This is a genomic window from Niabella sp. CPT15-335-S11 (genome assembly GCF_058792415.1).
In genome coordinates, this window is record NZ_JBYTEI010000001.1 from 216017 (window position 1) to 232369 (window position 16353).

Genomic DNA, 16353 nt, shown 5'->3' on the forward strand with positions numbered 1-16353 from the left:
GAAGGATGGTGCTGAAAAATCTTTGGAATAAATTTGAAATTAACGATCGGAAATATTTTTACTGAATCGACAACCTAAAAAACAAACAAATGAAGAAAGTATTACTTTCCGCCCTTGTAGCAGGCAGTGTGCTGGTAGCCTGTGCTCCGAAAGCTTCACCCTCAGCCACGAATGCGTTGATCCCTGCTACGGCCAGCACCAGCCATGAGGCTATTACCGCAGGCGAAGTAATTTTTACCAATCAGTGTACCAAATGTCATACGGCTAAGACGCACTTTGTGAGCACACATAGCTATGAACATGTACGTCCAACCCTGGCGGTTATGGTTCAGAAGGCTAAACTTTCTAAACAACAAATTGCGGAGGTCTCTGCCTACGTAAATTCCATTGCAAAACAGTAGGTCTACCCAGGCACAAAATAGAATTAAAGCAGAAAGAAAATTCCGTTCCGCTGGAAAGGGGGAGCAATATGCCTTTCGCCCGATCTTTAATTTTCTTCTTGTTTTCCTAGAAAATCACCAACCAGTGATAATCGCTACTATTGAAGTTGTCTCAGAAGCTGAGTGGTTTTGTCCAGCAACCTGGCGCGGTTCGCATCAAGTCCGCCCCCACTGTAAATATTCATTTCAATTTCAGTCAGCAGATTTAATACATCCTGCTGCAGGCCGGAGTTCCGGCCGTCGTCATTCATCACTTTCTGAAGGGAACTTCTGTTGAACAGTGCTGCCGGAAGTTCATATCTATCCTCGAAAAAATGGATCACCCCTTGTTTTAGTTGATTGAAAAAAAGATTTCCCTTTTGATGCAGGCTATCTGTGGCGGACTTAAGATAATTTTCTACCGGCTGTACCCCAGGTTTTGCCGGAAGCGGTGTTTCATTTACTGACGATACCCGCCTTCTAACCGGGCGCTCCTTTTTTCTCCGGATCAGAAGAAGTATGAGCAGCAGCCCCGCCACGACGGCTGCGCCTGCCAGCAGCGCAATTCTGTTCTGGTCGTTCCCCAGCACATGGTCAATGCCGGTCTGAGCTGCAGAGGTCGGTTCATCGATATAAAAAGTAAGGGGCTTGTATGTTATGGTATTAAACCGGCGCATATTTTCATCGAAATAGGAGAACTTTACAGGCATCAGCGTGTATGCTCCCGGCTTGCTGCCAGTGAAGACAATGCCAAACACTTTATACCCGCTGCTGTTTGAATCCCCTTTGGTATAGTTTCCGCCGGTTTTCGCCGGGAACACTTTAATTCCTGCGGGCCATTCGATCTGCGGAAGCGCCACTTGATCAAAGTTCCCCTTCCCTACAACGGTGATGGTCAGCATACCTTCCTCATCCGGCTGAAATCTATCTTTTGAAACCCGGATATTCATACTAAAACTTCCGGTTGCACCTTCGTAAGTCGGAACCTTCGATGAAGCTGGTGCGGGGAGTACTTCCACGTCTATGGGAACTGACGAAATGTTCAACCCATAGTTTCCATTTTGCGAAGAAAAGTCTCCAGCTATCCCGTTCAGCAAAGAGATCTTGTTCCCCTGCGAATCCACCAGCCGGATCTTGTTCGACATCACCAGGGGATCAAGCCTTAGCACACCCTGTTCCACCGGTGTCAGTTGCAGTTTCCGGATGATATGCACATCGAAATTTACCCCATCAATAATCTCACGACCTTTGGACTTATCCGCCGGTCTGACAAGGTCGCGAACCTGGAAACCACTGAAAGCGGGGTTTTTTACTACCTGGGAAACGGCTTCCACGCTGGAATAGAGCTTGTAGGTCGCAATGATTGGTTCGCCAATATAGCATTTTGTCTTATTGACGGCCACCTCCAGAAAAATACTATTCTTCAATCGCCGGTCGAGCTCGGTATTTCTATCCTGACCAAAAGCCGGGAACAGGATCATCAGAACAAAAAATAGGGATATTGGCTTCATGTTGCTGATATCAAAACAAAATATGAAATTTTTACAAATCGCCCAGTTGGGGTCTTACAACAATATCCTCTACACAAGCTGCGGGAGAGAGCAGGGTGAACGTGTAAACCAGTTTTGCAATATCCGAAGCTTCCATGATCCGATGGTCCCGGTTATCAAAATCGCTCCACGAGTCGGTCTTCACTGCGCCCGGTAAAACGGCCGTTACTTTAATGCCAAGTGATCTCAGCTCATGACGCAGATTCCTGGAAAAGCCATACAGCGCATGTTTACTGATGCTATATGCACCGCCTCCCGGATATGCCTTGAGGGAGGCCACCGAGCAAATGTTGAAGATATGCCCCTCACCTTTACTCTTCAGAGAAGGCAATAAAGACCTTGTGAGGTGGTAAGCACTATAAAGATTGCTGGCCATCTGGCTCTCCAACACGCCGGCCGGTTCATTCCCAATCTCACCCGGTTCAAATACACCAGCGTTATTTACAAGTACGGCGGGTGTCCCAAACTGAAGACACCATTGCCCGAAATCCTGCGCCTCCTGCGCGATGGACAAATCGCAGGGCTTCGCATGTATCTCGATTCCGCTATAGACTGCCTGTAATTTCTCTACGGCCTTATAAAGCCGGAATTCGTTCAATGAGGTCAGAATCAAAGGGTGACCATGTTCAGCAAATACCTCTGCCACAGCGAATCCTATTCCGCGGGATGCCCCGGTAATCACTACGTTCATATACTTTTACATTGAAAAACTACATCTGCTACGAGTCTTCGTTCGGCAGCTTTCCGCGAATCAAATCGAAGGAGTATAACCCCTGTCTGCCCCTTTATTTTTGCAGAACGCAGTCCCCGAAGCCGTAATGCGAAGTAAAACAATAATTCAGTAATTTCAAAGGCAACCCCGACACAGCTCCGGAGCAAATAGTGCCGAAAACCGACCTTTATTCATGCAGAAATACAGGATCCGGTGTCAATAACCCTACCTTCGCAGCGGAAACTGAGGACTCCCGAAAAAAATATTCATGACCTATCGCCATCTTTTCTTTGACCTGGACCATACCCTTTGGGACTTTGATACCAATGCCAGGCTGACGCTCCAGGACTTGTATGAAACGCTGGCACTCCACGAAAGAGGAGTGAGTGCGTTTGAAAAGTTCCATCAAAATTATTTGCTGCACAACCAGCAACTTTGGGCAAAATACAGGAATGGCCGGATCAGCCAGGCCACCCTCAGGGTTCAGCGAATGGAGCTGACCCTGCTTGATTTCAAAATTGCAGATAAAGCGCTCGCAGAAAAAATGAGCACCCAATTCCTTGAGAAGCTTCCTTCAAGAAATACCCTTTTTCCTTATGCGATCGAAATCATGGACTACCTTACCAAAAAGGACTATCGCCTGCATCTCATTACAAACGGATTCGAGGAAATTCAGCATCACAAGATCCGCCATGCAGGCCTTGAAAAATATTTTGGGAAAGTCATTACGTCAGAGGGCTCCAATAGCCTCAAACCGGAAAAAGCCATCTTTGATTTTGCATTGAAATCAGCCGGCGCAACTGCCGATGAAAGCATTATGCTGGGCGATGATCTGGAAACAGATATCATAGGTGCCAGCCGTGCGGGTCTGGATCAGGTTTATGTCAATCACATCGGAGCGGAACCCGACTTCCAGCCTACCTATATGGTCCACAGTCTAAAAGAGTTGGAAGAGATCTTCTGACGACCGTTCTCTGTTTGAATTTTTCCAGGAGCAAGCCGGCCATAAAACCAAAACTTTTTCAGGGTACGAGCCGTCGTCCGGAATACCCGGGATCGCCTCAGGCCGTCCGATCGTTTTCCATTACTTAACCGAAAAATATTCTTAAAATACCCATCTAATTAAAAGACCAACTTAAACACACTGGTGTTTTCGCCAGGCTTCTGGACATTTTAGCAAAGGCAGGTGCATTAAGCTAAAAAAAACCAAATTAACAAAGAAGTTAGAAATATCACCGTGGAGAGAAGCGTTAGACTTGATATCTATGGTTTGGATTTGCAACGTGTAAGTACGGGGTTTAAAAAACCAAAGGGGCTATTTTAGAATTTTATCAATTAAAATATACAAACATGAAAAAATCAGTTTTGATTGTCGCTTTATTCAGCATTTTTGTAATTAGTTCCGCGAATGCTCAACAAAACCGCCCGACCCGTGGCGATGGCAACGCGATGGCTCAAAAAATGAAAGCCATTTATAAGGACCTGGACCTAAACCAGGATCAAATGGACAAATTGAAAGCCCTGAATGAGACCAACATGAAAAAAATGCAGGAACTCAAGGGGGATAGCAAGCTCACAGAGGAACAACGAAAGGGAAAAATGATGGAATTCTGGAAAAGTCAGCAAGCTGCCAGAGACTCCATCCTGACTCCTGAACAGGCCACTAAATTCAATGAAAAAATGCGCGAAATGCGGGGCAATCAACCTAAATAAAAATTGGAATTTTAAATTCTAAATTTGTACCCTTATCCCCGGATCCTCCGGGGATTTTTTTAATATGAACCTGATACCTATATTGGCATTCTGGTTGAAACACACCCCTTAACTTTGCAGTTCATACTGTTGAACCCAAATTTTGCAATTAGCTGCAAATCGACTAAATCCGGGTCACCGGAATTTTTCGCACAGGCGGCATTTCTTCCGGTAGTGGCCGGACGGCTATTTCGAAATCCCGGTTTTAAAAAACAGCATGCTCATAAAATGAAGAAAACAGATCCGCGGTTCGAAAAATTTGCGAACAAAAAAAGCAACGCCGCCAAAAAAGAAGCGTTCAGACAGGAAAAAAGAAAATACAAAAAGGAAAGAGCCGAATTTTTTGACAAACAAAAATCAACTTCCGGTCAGCGTTCAGCCGGCACCAGTAATAGACCACCCATAAAAGAAGCTCGTCCCACCAGCCGGTTTTCAGATAGGCCTGCGGAAAAAATGCCGCTGAATAAATACCTGGCACATTGCGGGATCAGCTCCAGGAGGGATGCCGCAGAACTCGTGAAAACAGGCAAGGTGAAAGTAAACAACGAACCCGTGCTGGATCCGGGATACAAGGTAAAACCAGGTGACAGCGTTTTCCTGAATGGCAAAGAACTTCACGTGGTCCAAAACCTGGTTTACATCCTGGTGAACAAACCGAAAGATTACCTTACCACGACAAGTGACCCGCAAAAGCGAAAAACAGTGCTCGATCTGATCCGAAATGCAGGAACCGAGAGGGTTTATCCTGTTGGTCGCCTCGACAGGAACACTTCCGGTGTATTATTATTGACCAACGACGGTGACCTTGCACAGAAGCTTTCACATCCCAGTAATGAAGTGAGAAAGATTTATTCAGTAACACTCGACAGACCTCTTGCGAAAATTGATTTTGACAAGATCCTGAAGGGTGTTATTCTGGAAGATGGACCGGCGCCGGTGGATGCGATGGCCATCAATGACCCAGCCGACAGCACACGCGTGGGACTGGAAATACATTCCGGCAGGAACAGGATCGTGCGCCGAATATTCGAATCGCTGGGCTACAAAGTAAAAAACCTGGACCGGGTTATGTTTGCGGGGCTGACTAAAAAGAACATCGAAAGGGGCAGATACCGGTTCCTCACAGAAAATGAGATCAGAAACCTTAAATACCTGGGCAAGGGCAAAAAATTAAACCTAAAAAAAACTGAATATCATTCACCGGCAAAAGATTCTGTCAAATGACTTCAAAACTCCCCGGCCTAAAACTTTCGGAGCTGATCCTTTTCGAGAACGAATCCCTGGTAGCACTAAATAAACCATCCGGTATTTTGTCAATTCCAGACAGGGAGGGGAAACAATATTCCCTGAAGGAGCTGCTCAGGGAAAAATACGGTGATGTGTACACTATACACAGACTTGACCGGGAAACCAGCGGACTGATCATTTTTGCTAAAACCGCAGAAGCGCACCGGCATTACAACAAACAGTTTGAAGAAAGAAAGACCATTAAAATTTATCACGGACTTTTAATCGGCACACTATCCGAAAAAAAAGGGAGCATCCATTTGCCGATTGCCGAAAACAGGGTAAAAAGAGGAACGATGCTTACTCATCAGCGTGGAAAGCCGGCGCTCACTGATTTTGAGGTGGTACAGGATTTTGGTTATTACTCCTGGGTTCAATTCAGGATACATACCGGGAGAACTCACCAGATACGGGTGCATGCTAAAGAACTTGGGCACCCGATCGTCTGCGATACCCTGTATGGCGACGGGAAACCATTCCTGCTTTCGGGGATTAAGCCCGGTTTCCACCTGTCAAAAAAAGAGGAAGAAGAAAGACCGATACTGAACCGGCTGGGCCTTCACGCGTCCACGCTCGTAATAACCGATGAAAATAACAAACAGATTAAGCTGGAAGCGCCCTTGCATAAAGACCTGAAAGCAACGCTCCGGCAACTTGAAAAGAGAAGCAATTCGTTAAGGATTCATTAATCCGCCAGGCATTAAAATCTTCGATCCTTACCTTTAACTGATTATAGGGAACATGCAGCAGATTTCGGTAATTATCCTGACAAGAAATTCAGAAGCCACGGTCGAAAAGGCGATCAATAGCGCCTCTCTCATCAGCCAGGATGTACTGATTGTGGACAGCGGCAGTGAAGATAATACCCTCACCATCGCATCAAGACTGAAAGCCAGAATCCTTTATATTACCTGGCAGGGATACGGGCGGGCAAGAAATGCAGGTGCGCGGGAAGTCTTGTACGACGATGTGTTTTGCCTGGATTCAGATGAAGTGATCACCGGAGAACTTGCCGCGGCAATACGAAGACTGAAACCCGACCCCAACACCATCTACGGCTGTAAAAGATCTAATCTTCTGGGAACAAAGATCATTAAGCACGGTGACTGGGGAAGCGATACCGTCTATCGGCTTTACAACAGGCAAACCACTTCCTGGAGCCTGGATGAAGTCCATGAAACGCTGACCGGTCCAAGGTTGAAGAAGAAGAAAATAAAAGGAACCCTATTGCATTACACCGCGCCGGATATCGTCGATTTTATAAAAAAACAGGAGCAGTACGCCAAACTTAGCGCCGTCAGGAATTTCAGGAAAAACAAAAAAGCGAGTCTCATTAAAAGTGCCCTGGCCCCTTCATTCCATTTTTTGAAAAACTATATTTTAAAACTTGGGTTTTTAGATGGACGCGAGGGCCGGCAAATTGCCATCGCCGGTTTTAATTATACCCGTCAAAAATATCGGGAACTCAGAAAATACTGGCGGGAAGCCACGGGTTGATTTTTCTGCCTGTTCAATTTCGTTTGTTCAACATTATCAGTTTGACTTAATTTTTCCTTTCCGATTTTTCCTGGACAAACCGATAGAGGTTGAAAGCGGCATCTCTGACCAGTCCTTCAATTTCATATTTCAGGCTTTCTTTATGTATATCGGTCATCCTTTCTTTCTGAATGAGCTGAAATGCTTTCTCAGCCAGCAGCCATACTTTCCTTTCTTTGTGTCGCGGGGTATTCAGTAGCTTCTGAATATCGTGATAGAGCTCAGAAACGCCTTTATGCTGGCTGGCAACGGTAGCCACGACGGGAACTTCATACTGGTTTTTTGAAAAAGCCGGCGCCAGCATCATCCGTAGATTCCGCAGAAACCGGTCTGCTCCCGGCCGGTCGCTCTTATTGACCGCAAATACATCAGCAATTTCCATCAGTCCCGCTTTCATCGTCTGGATCTCATCGCCTGCCTCAGGCACCAATACGACAACGGTTACATCAGCAAGACCGGCTATTTCAATTTCACTCTGACCTACGCCAACCGTCTCCACGATGATCAGGTCATATAAAGTGGATTTTAATATATCGGTGATCTCAATGATTTTTGGATTTAGCCCGCCCATGGATCCGCGGCTGGCAAGTGAACGAATAAAGACCCGGTCATCGGTGTACCAACGGCTCATCCGGATCCGGTCGCCCAGAATCGCTCCCAGGTTAAAGGGTGACGAGGGGTCAACGCATAGCACAGCAACTTTCCGGCCTTCATCTACGGCCTGCCCGATCAGGCTGTCCGTAAGTGTACTTTTGCCTGATCCCGGGGGACCTGTGATACCCACAACCCTGGTCTGACCCGCGCGTAGAGACTGCAAAAACTCCCTATAACCAGGCAATTCATTTTCCACCAGTGAAATACTTCGGGCTAATGCTCTCGTATCGCCATTGTTCAGTTTTTCTGTTAATTCGGCCCACATGTTCGTTTTCGCGTTTTAGTGTGTGGATGTGACCTTTTGAGGTCTCCTTTTTCTAAGATGTCATCCCCCCCGCAAAAATAGGCGATCCGGTGAATGAACACTGGGTTTCACTAGGGGAAATAGGAATAAATGGGGTCAACAGGCAGAACCGGAGCTTTATTTGATCAGCCGGTTATTTGATCAGCCGATAGTTCTGGTATTCAAAAGGCATCCAACCGGTCCATGCAGCGATCTTCCTCTTGAACCAGTCTTTGCGCGAGGTGTATTTGAAGTCCGGGTCGGGGTTGAAGGGCCAATCATGTAATTTAATCCGCTCCGTCATCACAGCCGGGTGCGTCCCATCGAAAGGGATCACGGGTTCTTCTGCCTTGTCGTAATCGAATACCCGGCCCTCGTGGATTTCCTTATCTATTTCGCCGCCATGGTATAAGGTCTCACTGGACACCAGTTTCCGGTGTTGTGCCCCCGGATCCCTCACCCAGCCGTAATGGTATATGCACGCATCGATCTGTTTTACATTTAATTTCTGATTATCCGCTTTTCTGAAACCCTGGGCGTCGCGGAAAGAAAAAATATCCTTCCGGTTACGTACGATCCGGATCTCGCGCCGATACCTGGAGTGTTTGGTACCCACATAATCGTAAGATCCGAAAAAATGCAGGTAGTTAAATAATAATCCATCCACATCCAGATTAGGCAAGTTATCTTCCATCACCTTTTGTACCACCGGAATATAATGTTCATGCAGGACTTCATCGCCCTGAATATAAAATGCCCAATCGAACTCCGTGGGTATTGCGCGGAATGCTTTATCCGTCTCATCGGCAAAAACACGGCCCCCTTCTTTCAGGTTCTCGTCCCAGACGGTTTCTATTACCCTGATCCTGGGATGCAGGGACTGTACTGCCGCAAGCGTTTCATCTTCCGACTTTCCCACCGCCACAATGATCTCATCACAAAGGGGCAGAATGGACAGCAGGGCTTCCCGGAATGGATAATCGAATTTAACGCCGTTTCTAACAAATGAAAAACCACAAACCTTCATCATCATTACACTTGGGCGCCAAAATTAGCGCTTGCAATGTAACCGTAACTTTAAATTTTTGCCCCGGCAATGGCGCAAACTGCGAATTCTTGTCTTATCGGCTGCTATCTCCCGCGAAATTCGCTGGTCGGGAGGACCCGCGTTTTTAATGTATGTTTGCGCATGACTAATTTCATTCCCATTTTTCCTTTGGAAATTGTGGTGTTCCCCGGTGAATTTCTGAACCTGCATATTTCTGAAGTCCGGTACCAGCAATTGGTCAAGGACTGCCTGGCTCAGAAGAAGCCCTTTGGGATCCCCGTTGTACTGGAGGAAAAAGTAATGGAATTTGGGACCCTGCTTCACATCGAAGAAGTTAGTCACACCTACGAAGGCGGCAAAATGGATATTAAAACGCGGGCGGGAGACATATTCAGGGTGCTCGAAATCATTGCAAAAATCCCTGAAAAGCAGTACAGCGGCGCAATCGTGAATTATCCGGAAAACTCAACCGATGGCAGTAAGTCGGCCATGAGAACTTTGGTCACCCAGGCCAACCTGGTTTTGAAGCGCTTGGGTATCGAAAAATCTTTCCTGAAAGCCGAAGGAGTCGTTTCGACCTATGACATTGCCCATTTCGCCGGCCTGGGTCTGCAGCAGGAATACGAGTTCCTGCAACTGACTACGGAAAGACAGAGACAGGCTTACCTGAAAAGACATTTTATGGAAATTCTACCTACGGTTACTGCCCTGCATCTTCTCAAGGAGCGAGTTCAGATGAACGGTCATTTCCGTCATTTGAAAAGTTACAGAGGTCCGTACCCTAAGTGACCGCAAATTCCCGGAAGTTTAATTATATACTACTTATATACTACTTTTCCTGAATCCTGAATTTTAACCTATTTTCACGAAATGTCTGTAACTATTTGTTTTGATTTTGGCAACACCCGGAAAAAAGCCGCAATTTTCAAACAGGATAAAATCGATAAAATATTAGTATTGGAGGATGATAGCACGCGCACTTTTCAATCTTTGATTGAGACCTACAAACCTGATAAGACTATTTTATCGTCCGTGATCGACCACAACCCTGAGATAGAGCCTCTGCTGAGGAAGCACTCCCGCTTTCACCTGCTGAACCATCTGTCGAGCCTCCCATTAACAACACCCATTGGTCAGCCTGCATCAATCGGGGCTGACAGGCTGGCTCTGGCGGCGGGTGGCGTACACTTTTATCCCGACTGCAATCTCCTCATTATCGGTCTTGGAACCTGCATCACCCTAAATTTTCTCAATAAATACCGTGAACTGGTGGGCGGGTCGATCTCCCCCGGACTAGAAATACGGCTCAAATCGCTGCAGTACTACACGGCAAAGCTTCCGTTGATCGAGGCACAGGCCGACGTGCCCCTGATCGGCTATGATACTGAAACAAATATACTATCCGGCGTAATCCTGGGAATGGCCTATGAATTAGATGGTTTTATCTCGGAATACAGTGCTAAATTTGACAACTTTAACGTGGTATTAACCGGGGGGGATTTGCAACATTTGGCATCACACCTGAAAAGCAGGATATTTGCCGACCCAGAATTATTATTTAAAGGACTTTATGCGATCAGTGAAGTTAACAATGCTTAGAAAATTCGACCGTATTTCTATACTCTTCCTGTTGATGGTTTTACTGTTCCCGGGGCTTCGTTCATCACTGCATGCCCAAAACAATTCACCTTTTTCCCGGTATGGGTTGGGTGACCGGGCGCCTGGAACAAACATCATGACACGTGGAATGGGCGGCGTAAGCGCTGCTTCGAACGACTATTTCAACATCAACTATTCCAATCCTGCTACTTATGCCTTTTTCTACTCCACGAATGAGGAGAAATCCAGGAAACTTTCGTACGGACGTGCCGTACTGAATATTGGGGTAAACTATGAAGGGCGCCGGACCATTGATCCGGGGACGAACAAGAGTTTTACATCGAATAATATTATTTTCAGTAATGTTGGTCTCGGCCTCCCCCTGCGAAAAAACTGGGGCCTGGCCTTTGGATTGCGACCTGTACACGCGATAGATTATAAACTAATCGACAGCAGTCAGATCACTGACGCGGCGACAGGAAGGGTTATCGACAAGGGACAGACCCTTTACGAAGGAACGGGAGGATTGAACCTGGGTTACTTCGGTACGGGCGTTAAGTTCAAAACCGGTGAGAATTCGTTTTTAGGGCTCGGTATGAACGGCGGATACATGTTTGGAAAGAAGGATTATACCACACGCAGATCCATTCATAATGACTCAATAAATTATGCAAATGGATTCCGCAGGACAAAAACGGCCCTTGGCGGTTTGTATTTTGATGCAGGCGTTCAGTATCAGTTTAAAATCAGTTCTAAAATGTATCTCGGCCTGGGCGCTTTCGGAAACTGGCAGCAAAAACTAAATGCCACGCGTGACCAAACGGCCGGTACCTATGTCTATAGTAGCACCTCTGGCTACGCCGTGGTAGATACGGTATTAAACCAAAGCGGCATCAAAGGAAATCTGATTTACCCTGCCGAGGTTACTGCCGGATTTCTGCTCCAGAAACCACAGGATATGATGGGGAAAGAATCCGGATGGCTTGTTGGAATCGATTTCACCCGGAACAACTGGGACCAGTACCGGTTTTACGGACAACCCGATAGCTCAGTAAAATCCAACTGGACTGCGAAGTTCGGTGCCGAACTACGACCGGCCCGCAAAGCAAACTATTTTAGCAACGCAGCCTATCGCTTCGGCGTTTTCACGGGTCCTGATTATATTTATCCGTCCAAAACGCTTTCCACCTATGGGCTTACGGTGGGGATGGGCTTACCCCTGGCTAATTACAACCAACAGGCAAAAGGACAGGCCAGCCAGATCAACCTGGCTTTTGAATACATAAAACGGGGAAGTAACAGCAATGTGATGAAAGAGGATCTGTACCGTCTTTCCGTTGGATTCTCGCTCACTGACTTCTGGTTTATCAAAAGAAGGTATGAATAGCTCGGGCCGGGATAATATTCTTTCCGCCTGCGCGTGCAATCTGGTTATGAAAAGAAGTTAGGAGACTTTTTCTCACACCGGCGAATGTATAAGCGAAGTTCCCTGTTTACCAAAAAGGCAGGCATTCGACCATATCACTAGCCGCCGAAGGCAGTGAAATAAAATATACGGATGAAAAATCTTGTCAGATATCTGGTTTTTCCGGCATTCCTGATGACCGTGTTTTCTTCCTGCGAGAACAGCGAGAAAGATATTGCTGCCCTGCAAAAACGGGGTCCTATGATTGATCAGGCTACAAATATTCAAAGCTTTTTGTCACAGGGTGGCAAGGTCAAAGCCAAACTCACTGCACCGGTCATGCTACGCGTTATGACCGATACGATGTACACCGAATTCCCCAAATCCCTTCATGTGGATTTTTACAACGATTTTAAGATCGTGGATACCCGTCTCGATGCCAGATATGGTAAGTATATGGAAAATACGAATAAGGTTTACCTGCGCGACAGCGTAAGAGTGATCAGTGAAAGAGGCGATACAATCTACTGCAAAGACCTTTGGTGGGATCAGAATAAAGAGTTGTTCTATACAGATAAACTGGCACTTTACCGCTCACCCACTCAAAAGCTGGATGGTAAATATGGTCTGGAAGCAACGCAGGATCTTAAGAAGATCACATTCAAAAATGTAACCGGGGAGATACAAACCGGTGAAGGCGAAATTCCCCGTTAAAACAGGACCCTATGCAATTCAGGAACAGAACCCTCTTTATTTCGGGCGGCAGCAGGGGAATCGGAAAAGCCATTGCTATCCGTCTGGCGGGCGAAGGTGCTAATATTATCCTTGCGGCAAAAACGGTTCAGGAACATCCGAAACTGGAAGGCACTATATATACCGCTGCCAGCGAAATCGAAGCTGCCGGTGGCAAGGCTTTGCCTGTGCCCTGTGACATCCGCTTTGAGGATCAGGTTGCGCATGCCGTGTCTGAAGGTGTGAAAACATTCGGAGGTATTGATATCGTGATCAATAATGCGTCCGCGATCGCACTGACCGGCACGGAGAATACGGAAATCAAAAAATTCGATCTGATGTTCGATATCAACGTCAGAGGAAGTTTCCTGGTTGTCAAGACCTGCCTGCCTTATTTGAAAGTCTCAGACCACGCACACATACTGACCCTTTCCCCACCTTTAGATATGGATTTAAAATGGCTGGCTAAGCATCAGGCTTATACGATCTCGAAATATAATATGACGATGATGGCGCTTGGCTGGGCTGAAGAATTTAAGCAGATACCCATTGCGTCCAACACATTATGGCCCAAAACCATTATCAATACTGCAGCCATCAGGCAACTCCCGGGTGGAGAGGATCTTTTAAAGATGAGCCGAAACGCCGGCATTGTTGCTGACGCTGCTTTTCATATTCTTTCCAGTGCGCCAGGTGCCCGAAGCGGGAACTGTTTTATTGATGAAAAAGTCCTCTTGCTGGAAGGAATTTCCAATCTCGACAAATACGCGGTAACGCCGGGCGCTCCTCTCTTTCCCGACCTGTTCCTCGATTGAACAATCACTTAAAACCAGCTTATAGCTGTGAGACACGGCTATAGTTGTTAATTGAACTGTTAAACCTTGGGAAGTCATACAAATTTTGAAAGGTGCGCTGGATCCGGAATGTGGAGATATGGTTAAAAATCCCAAATTAAAATTCTTTTGCATGGTATTTGTGCCATTTCCGGAATAAGCGTAGTTCCCGGACTTTGCCAAATTCCGGAAATGACCGGGCGTTTGATAACTGACCCTGAATGCCGCGAAATTTCTGGTTCACAAGATTGAGCAGACGGGCAATTTAATTTAACTTAAAATGTTTTCTTATGGAAAAACGTGAAAAGTTGGGTATAATGGATAAGATTTTAAGAGAGTTGGAAGACCTGAAAAACAGTGAAATATCTATCCTTAAGAAAGTGGTTCAAATTGAAGCAGAAAATATCAACCTGGGTGCCGGTTTATTGGATCAAAAAATGCCTGACCTGCATCAATCTTCAGACGAGGCGCTGGAAACCATTGAAAGTATAATCCAGGATTTTACCGTTTATCGAAATAAGTTTTCGGCAGACAACAAACTGGAAGTTTCTGAAGAAGAATCCGCAAATTCTGTTCCCTGACTCTTGAGCATCATCTAATCCTTTGACAAGCGGCCTGTCCCCGGGGCCGTTTTTATTTTGTGCTGACGCAGGCGCGGCATTAGATTTCAGCATCCCGGGAATTTTCCCTCAGAGCCTCTTCGTGCAGGTAATCTTTGCGTTTAAGTTCAAAATTCCGGCCGAGGTAGAGTTTTCGAACCTGCTCATCTTCCGCAAGATCTTCGGCAGTGCCACTCTTGAAAATTTTTCCCTCAATCATAAGGTAGGCCCTGTCGCAAATAGATAAAGTTTCGTTTACATTATGATCGGTAATTAAAATCCCGATGTTTTTGTATTTAAGCCGGGCTACGATGCTCTGAATATCTTCCACTGCAATGGGGTCAATCCCTGCGAACGGTTCATCCAGGAGGATGAATTTGGGATCTACTGCCAGTGCCCGGGCGATCTCCGTTCGCCGCCGCTCACCACCACTGAGTACGTCGCCATTACTTTTCCTCACGTGCTCAAGACGGAATTCCGCGATCAGCGATTCCCTTTTTTCACGCTGCTCTTCGCGGGTCAGTTTGGTCATCTCCAGCACTGCCGCAATATTATCTTCCACGCTGAGCTTCCTGAAAACAGAGGCCTCCTGCGGCAGGTAACCGATGCCCAGTTTGGCCCTTTTATACATGGGCAAAGGGGTGATATTTTCATCGTTCAGGAATACATCCCCTTCATCGGGTTTGATAAGTCCCACGACCTGGTAAAAAGAAGTCGTTTTCCCGGCGCCATTCGGCCCAAGTAAACCAACGATCTCTCCCTGGTTGACTTCAAAGGATACGTGGTCTACTACGGTCCTGGCACCGTAGCGCTTTACAAGGTTTTTTGTATAGATAGTAATACTCATCCAGGGCAAAAATAGCGAAAGCAGGAAGATTTGCCTTCCCAAAGGAAGAATTATGATTTTTTTACCGGCAAGGGACGGCCTGTTAACGAATATCTTAGATTTGCAGCCTATGAAGGTAATTGACCATATCAACCAGGCAAAAGATACGCTCATTTCGTTTGAAATTCTGCCTCCGCTGAAAGGCAGAGGTATTGAGGCGCTCTATGATCACCTGGATCCGCTGATGGAATTCCAACCGGCCTATATTAATGTCACCTACCATCGCAGCGAACATGTCTTTAAGAAAAATCCCGATGGAAGTTTCAAAAAAGTAATCGTGCGAAAGAGGCCGGGAACAGAAAGCATCTGTGCTGCCATTATGAATAAATATAATGTGGACACCGTACCCCACCTGATCTGTGGGGGATTTAGTATCAGCGAAACGGAAGATGCGCTGATTAATCTGAATTACCTCGGCATTGACAATGTGCTGGTGCTTCGGGGTGATGCAGCTAAAAATGAAACGGCATTTATACCAAACCCCGATGGCCATCATTACGCTTCGGAACTTCTTAAACAAGTGGTGAACCTAAACAATGGCATTTACCTGGAAGATGACCTCAAAAACAGGAAGAAGACTGATTTTAGTATAGGTGTGGCAGGATATCCGGAGAAACATTTTGAGGCGCCAAACATGGAAACGGACCTCAGTTATTTAAAAAGTAAGGTGGACCTCGGCGCAGATTATATTGTCACGCAGATGTTTTTTGATAATTCAAGGTTTTATGCATTTGAAAAAGCATGCCGTGAAATAGGTATTACCGTGCCAATCATTCCCGGACTAAAACCCATTGCTGTCAAAAACCAGATGACCGTGCTGCCGAAAATCTTTCATATCGACCTGCCCACTGATCTCTCCAGGGAACTGCAAAGATGCGGATCCAATGAAGATGTGGAGAAAGTGGGACAGGAATGGCTGCTGATGCAGGCAAAGGATCTGAAAAAGCATGGGGTCCCGGTGCTGCACTTTTACACACTGGGGAATCCCGATCGTGTTGGAAATGTGGTCAGACAACTATAACCAACCCCGTCAGGCTGATTACCTGCTATTTTTGTTG

Annotated in this window: 18 protein-coding genes; 13 read left to right on the forward strand and 5 right to left on the reverse strand. The window is 46.2% G+C overall.

Translation table 11 applies throughout. The features are described from left to right. Positions 1 to 89 precede the first annotated feature (89 nt). Positions 90 to 401 carry a c-type cytochrome gene (locus tag AC3WS5_RS00920; RefSeq protein ID WP_492465308.1) on the forward strand — a complete coding sequence of 104 codons (312 nt, stop codon included), beginning with the start codon at positions 90 to 92 and terminating at the stop codon, positions 399 to 401. Positions 402 to 538: 137 nt separating this feature from the next. On the opposite strand, the gene AC3WS5_RS00925 is transcribed toward AC3WS5_RS00920, so the two are convergent. Further along, positions 539 to 1930 carry a BatD family protein gene (locus AC3WS5_RS00925; protein ID WP_492465309.1) on the reverse strand — a complete coding sequence of 464 codons (1392 nt, stop codon included), beginning with the start codon at positions 1928 to 1930 and terminating at the stop codon, positions 539 to 541. Between the two features lie 31 nt (positions 1931 to 1961). After that, positions 1962 to 2660, reverse strand: a complete 699-nt coding sequence (locus tag AC3WS5_RS00930; protein WP_492465310.1) for an SDR family NAD(P)-dependent oxidoreductase — start codon at positions 2658 to 2660, stop codon at positions 1962 to 1964. Between the two features lie 289 nt (positions 2661 to 2949). Between AC3WS5_RS00930 and AC3WS5_RS00935 the strand changes: the two genes are divergently transcribed. The 5 genes from AC3WS5_RS00935 (at position 2950) to AC3WS5_RS00955 (ending at position 7217) form a co-directional block, all read left to right on the forward strand. Beyond that, positions 2950 to 3645, forward strand: coding sequence for a YjjG family noncanonical pyrimidine nucleotidase (locus AC3WS5_RS00935; protein ID WP_492465311.1), 696 nt, complete (start codon positions 2950 to 2952; stop codon positions 3643 to 3645). A 386-nt stretch (positions 3646 to 4031) separates the two neighbouring features. Next, positions 4032 to 4394, forward strand: a complete 363-nt coding sequence (locus tag AC3WS5_RS00940; RefSeq protein ID WP_492465312.1) for a hypothetical protein — start codon at positions 4032 to 4034, stop codon at positions 4392 to 4394. Between the two features lie 267 nt (positions 4395 to 4661). After that, on the forward strand, positions 4662 to 5657 hold the full coding sequence (locus AC3WS5_RS00945) for a pseudouridine synthase (RefSeq protein ID WP_492465313.1): 996 nt from the start codon (positions 4662 to 4664) through the stop codon (positions 5655 to 5657). Further along, positions 5654 to 6409, forward strand: coding sequence for an RluA family pseudouridine synthase (locus tag AC3WS5_RS00950; protein ID WP_492465314.1), 756 nt, complete (start codon positions 5654 to 5656; stop codon positions 6407 to 6409). Before AC3WS5_RS00945 ends, AC3WS5_RS00950 begins: the two co-directional genes overlap by 4 nt. Before the next feature lie 52 nt (positions 6410 to 6461). After that, positions 6462 to 7217: a glycosyltransferase family 2 protein gene (locus AC3WS5_RS00955; protein ID WP_492465315.1), complete on the forward strand. Its 756-nt coding sequence runs from the start codon at positions 6462 to 6464 to the stop codon at positions 7215 to 7217. Between the two features lie 46 nt (positions 7218 to 7263). Here the strand turns inward: AC3WS5_RS00955 and meaB are convergent, their stop codons facing one another. After that, positions 7264 to 8175: a methylmalonyl Co-A mutase-associated GTPase MeaB gene (gene meaB / locus AC3WS5_RS00960; protein WP_492465316.1), complete on the reverse strand. Its 912-nt coding sequence runs from the start codon at positions 8173 to 8175 to the stop codon at positions 7264 to 7266. A gap of 172 nt (positions 8176 to 8347) precedes the next feature. Then, positions 8348 to 9226 (reverse strand): glycosyltransferase family protein, encoded by an 879-nt coding sequence (locus AC3WS5_RS00965; RefSeq protein ID WP_492465317.1) that lies wholly within the window; start codon positions 9224 to 9226, stop codon positions 8348 to 8350. Between the two features lie 156 nt (positions 9227 to 9382). Between AC3WS5_RS00965 and AC3WS5_RS00970 the strand changes: the two genes are divergently transcribed. The 6 genes from AC3WS5_RS00970 (at position 9383) to AC3WS5_RS00995 (ending at position 14391) form a co-directional block, all read left to right on the forward strand. Beyond that, positions 9383 to 10030, forward strand: coding sequence for an LON peptidase substrate-binding domain-containing protein (locus AC3WS5_RS00970; protein WP_492465318.1), 648 nt, complete (start codon positions 9383 to 9385; stop codon positions 10028 to 10030). Positions 10031 to 10111: 81 nt separating this feature from the next. Further along, on the forward strand, positions 10112 to 10840 hold the full coding sequence (locus AC3WS5_RS00975) for a type III pantothenate kinase (RefSeq protein ID WP_492465319.1): 729 nt from the start codon (positions 10112 to 10114) through the stop codon (positions 10838 to 10840). Then, the gene (locus AC3WS5_RS00980; RefSeq protein ID WP_492465320.1) at positions 10833 to 12227 is read left to right on the forward strand and encodes a hypothetical protein; all 1395 of its coding nucleotides are present in this window, start codon (positions 10833 to 10835) and stop codon (positions 12225 to 12227) included. Before AC3WS5_RS00975 ends, AC3WS5_RS00980 begins: the two co-directional genes overlap by 8 nt. 171 nt (positions 12228 to 12398) lie before the next feature. Next, positions 12399 to 12959, forward strand: a complete 561-nt coding sequence (gene lptC / locus AC3WS5_RS00985) for an LPS export ABC transporter periplasmic protein LptC (RefSeq protein WP_492465321.1) — start codon at positions 12399 to 12401, stop codon at positions 12957 to 12959. A gap of 11 nt (positions 12960 to 12970) precedes the next feature. Continuing rightward, positions 12971 to 13792, forward strand: coding sequence for an SDR family oxidoreductase (locus AC3WS5_RS00990; RefSeq protein WP_492465322.1), 822 nt, complete (start codon positions 12971 to 12973; stop codon positions 13790 to 13792). A 308-nt stretch (positions 13793 to 14100) separates the two neighbouring features. Then, positions 14101 to 14391, forward strand: coding sequence for a hypothetical protein (locus AC3WS5_RS00995; RefSeq protein WP_492465323.1), 291 nt, complete (start codon positions 14101 to 14103; stop codon positions 14389 to 14391). A 79-nt stretch (positions 14392 to 14470) separates the two neighbouring features. On the opposite strand, the gene lptB is transcribed toward AC3WS5_RS00995, so the two are convergent. Continuing rightward, complete coding sequence (lptB, locus tag AC3WS5_RS01000) at positions 14471 to 15298, reverse strand: LPS export ABC transporter ATP-binding protein (RefSeq protein ID WP_492465324.1); 828 nt, start codon at positions 15296 to 15298, stop codon at positions 14471 to 14473. Between the two features lie 67 nt (positions 15299 to 15365). Here lptB and AC3WS5_RS01005 point away from each other — a divergent pair, with 67 nt between their 5' ends. After that, on the forward strand, positions 15366 to 16316 hold the full coding sequence (locus AC3WS5_RS01005; protein ID WP_492465325.1) for a methylenetetrahydrofolate reductase: 951 nt from the start codon (positions 15366 to 15368) through the stop codon (positions 16314 to 16316). The last annotated feature ends 37 nt before the right edge of the window (positions 16317 to 16353 follow it).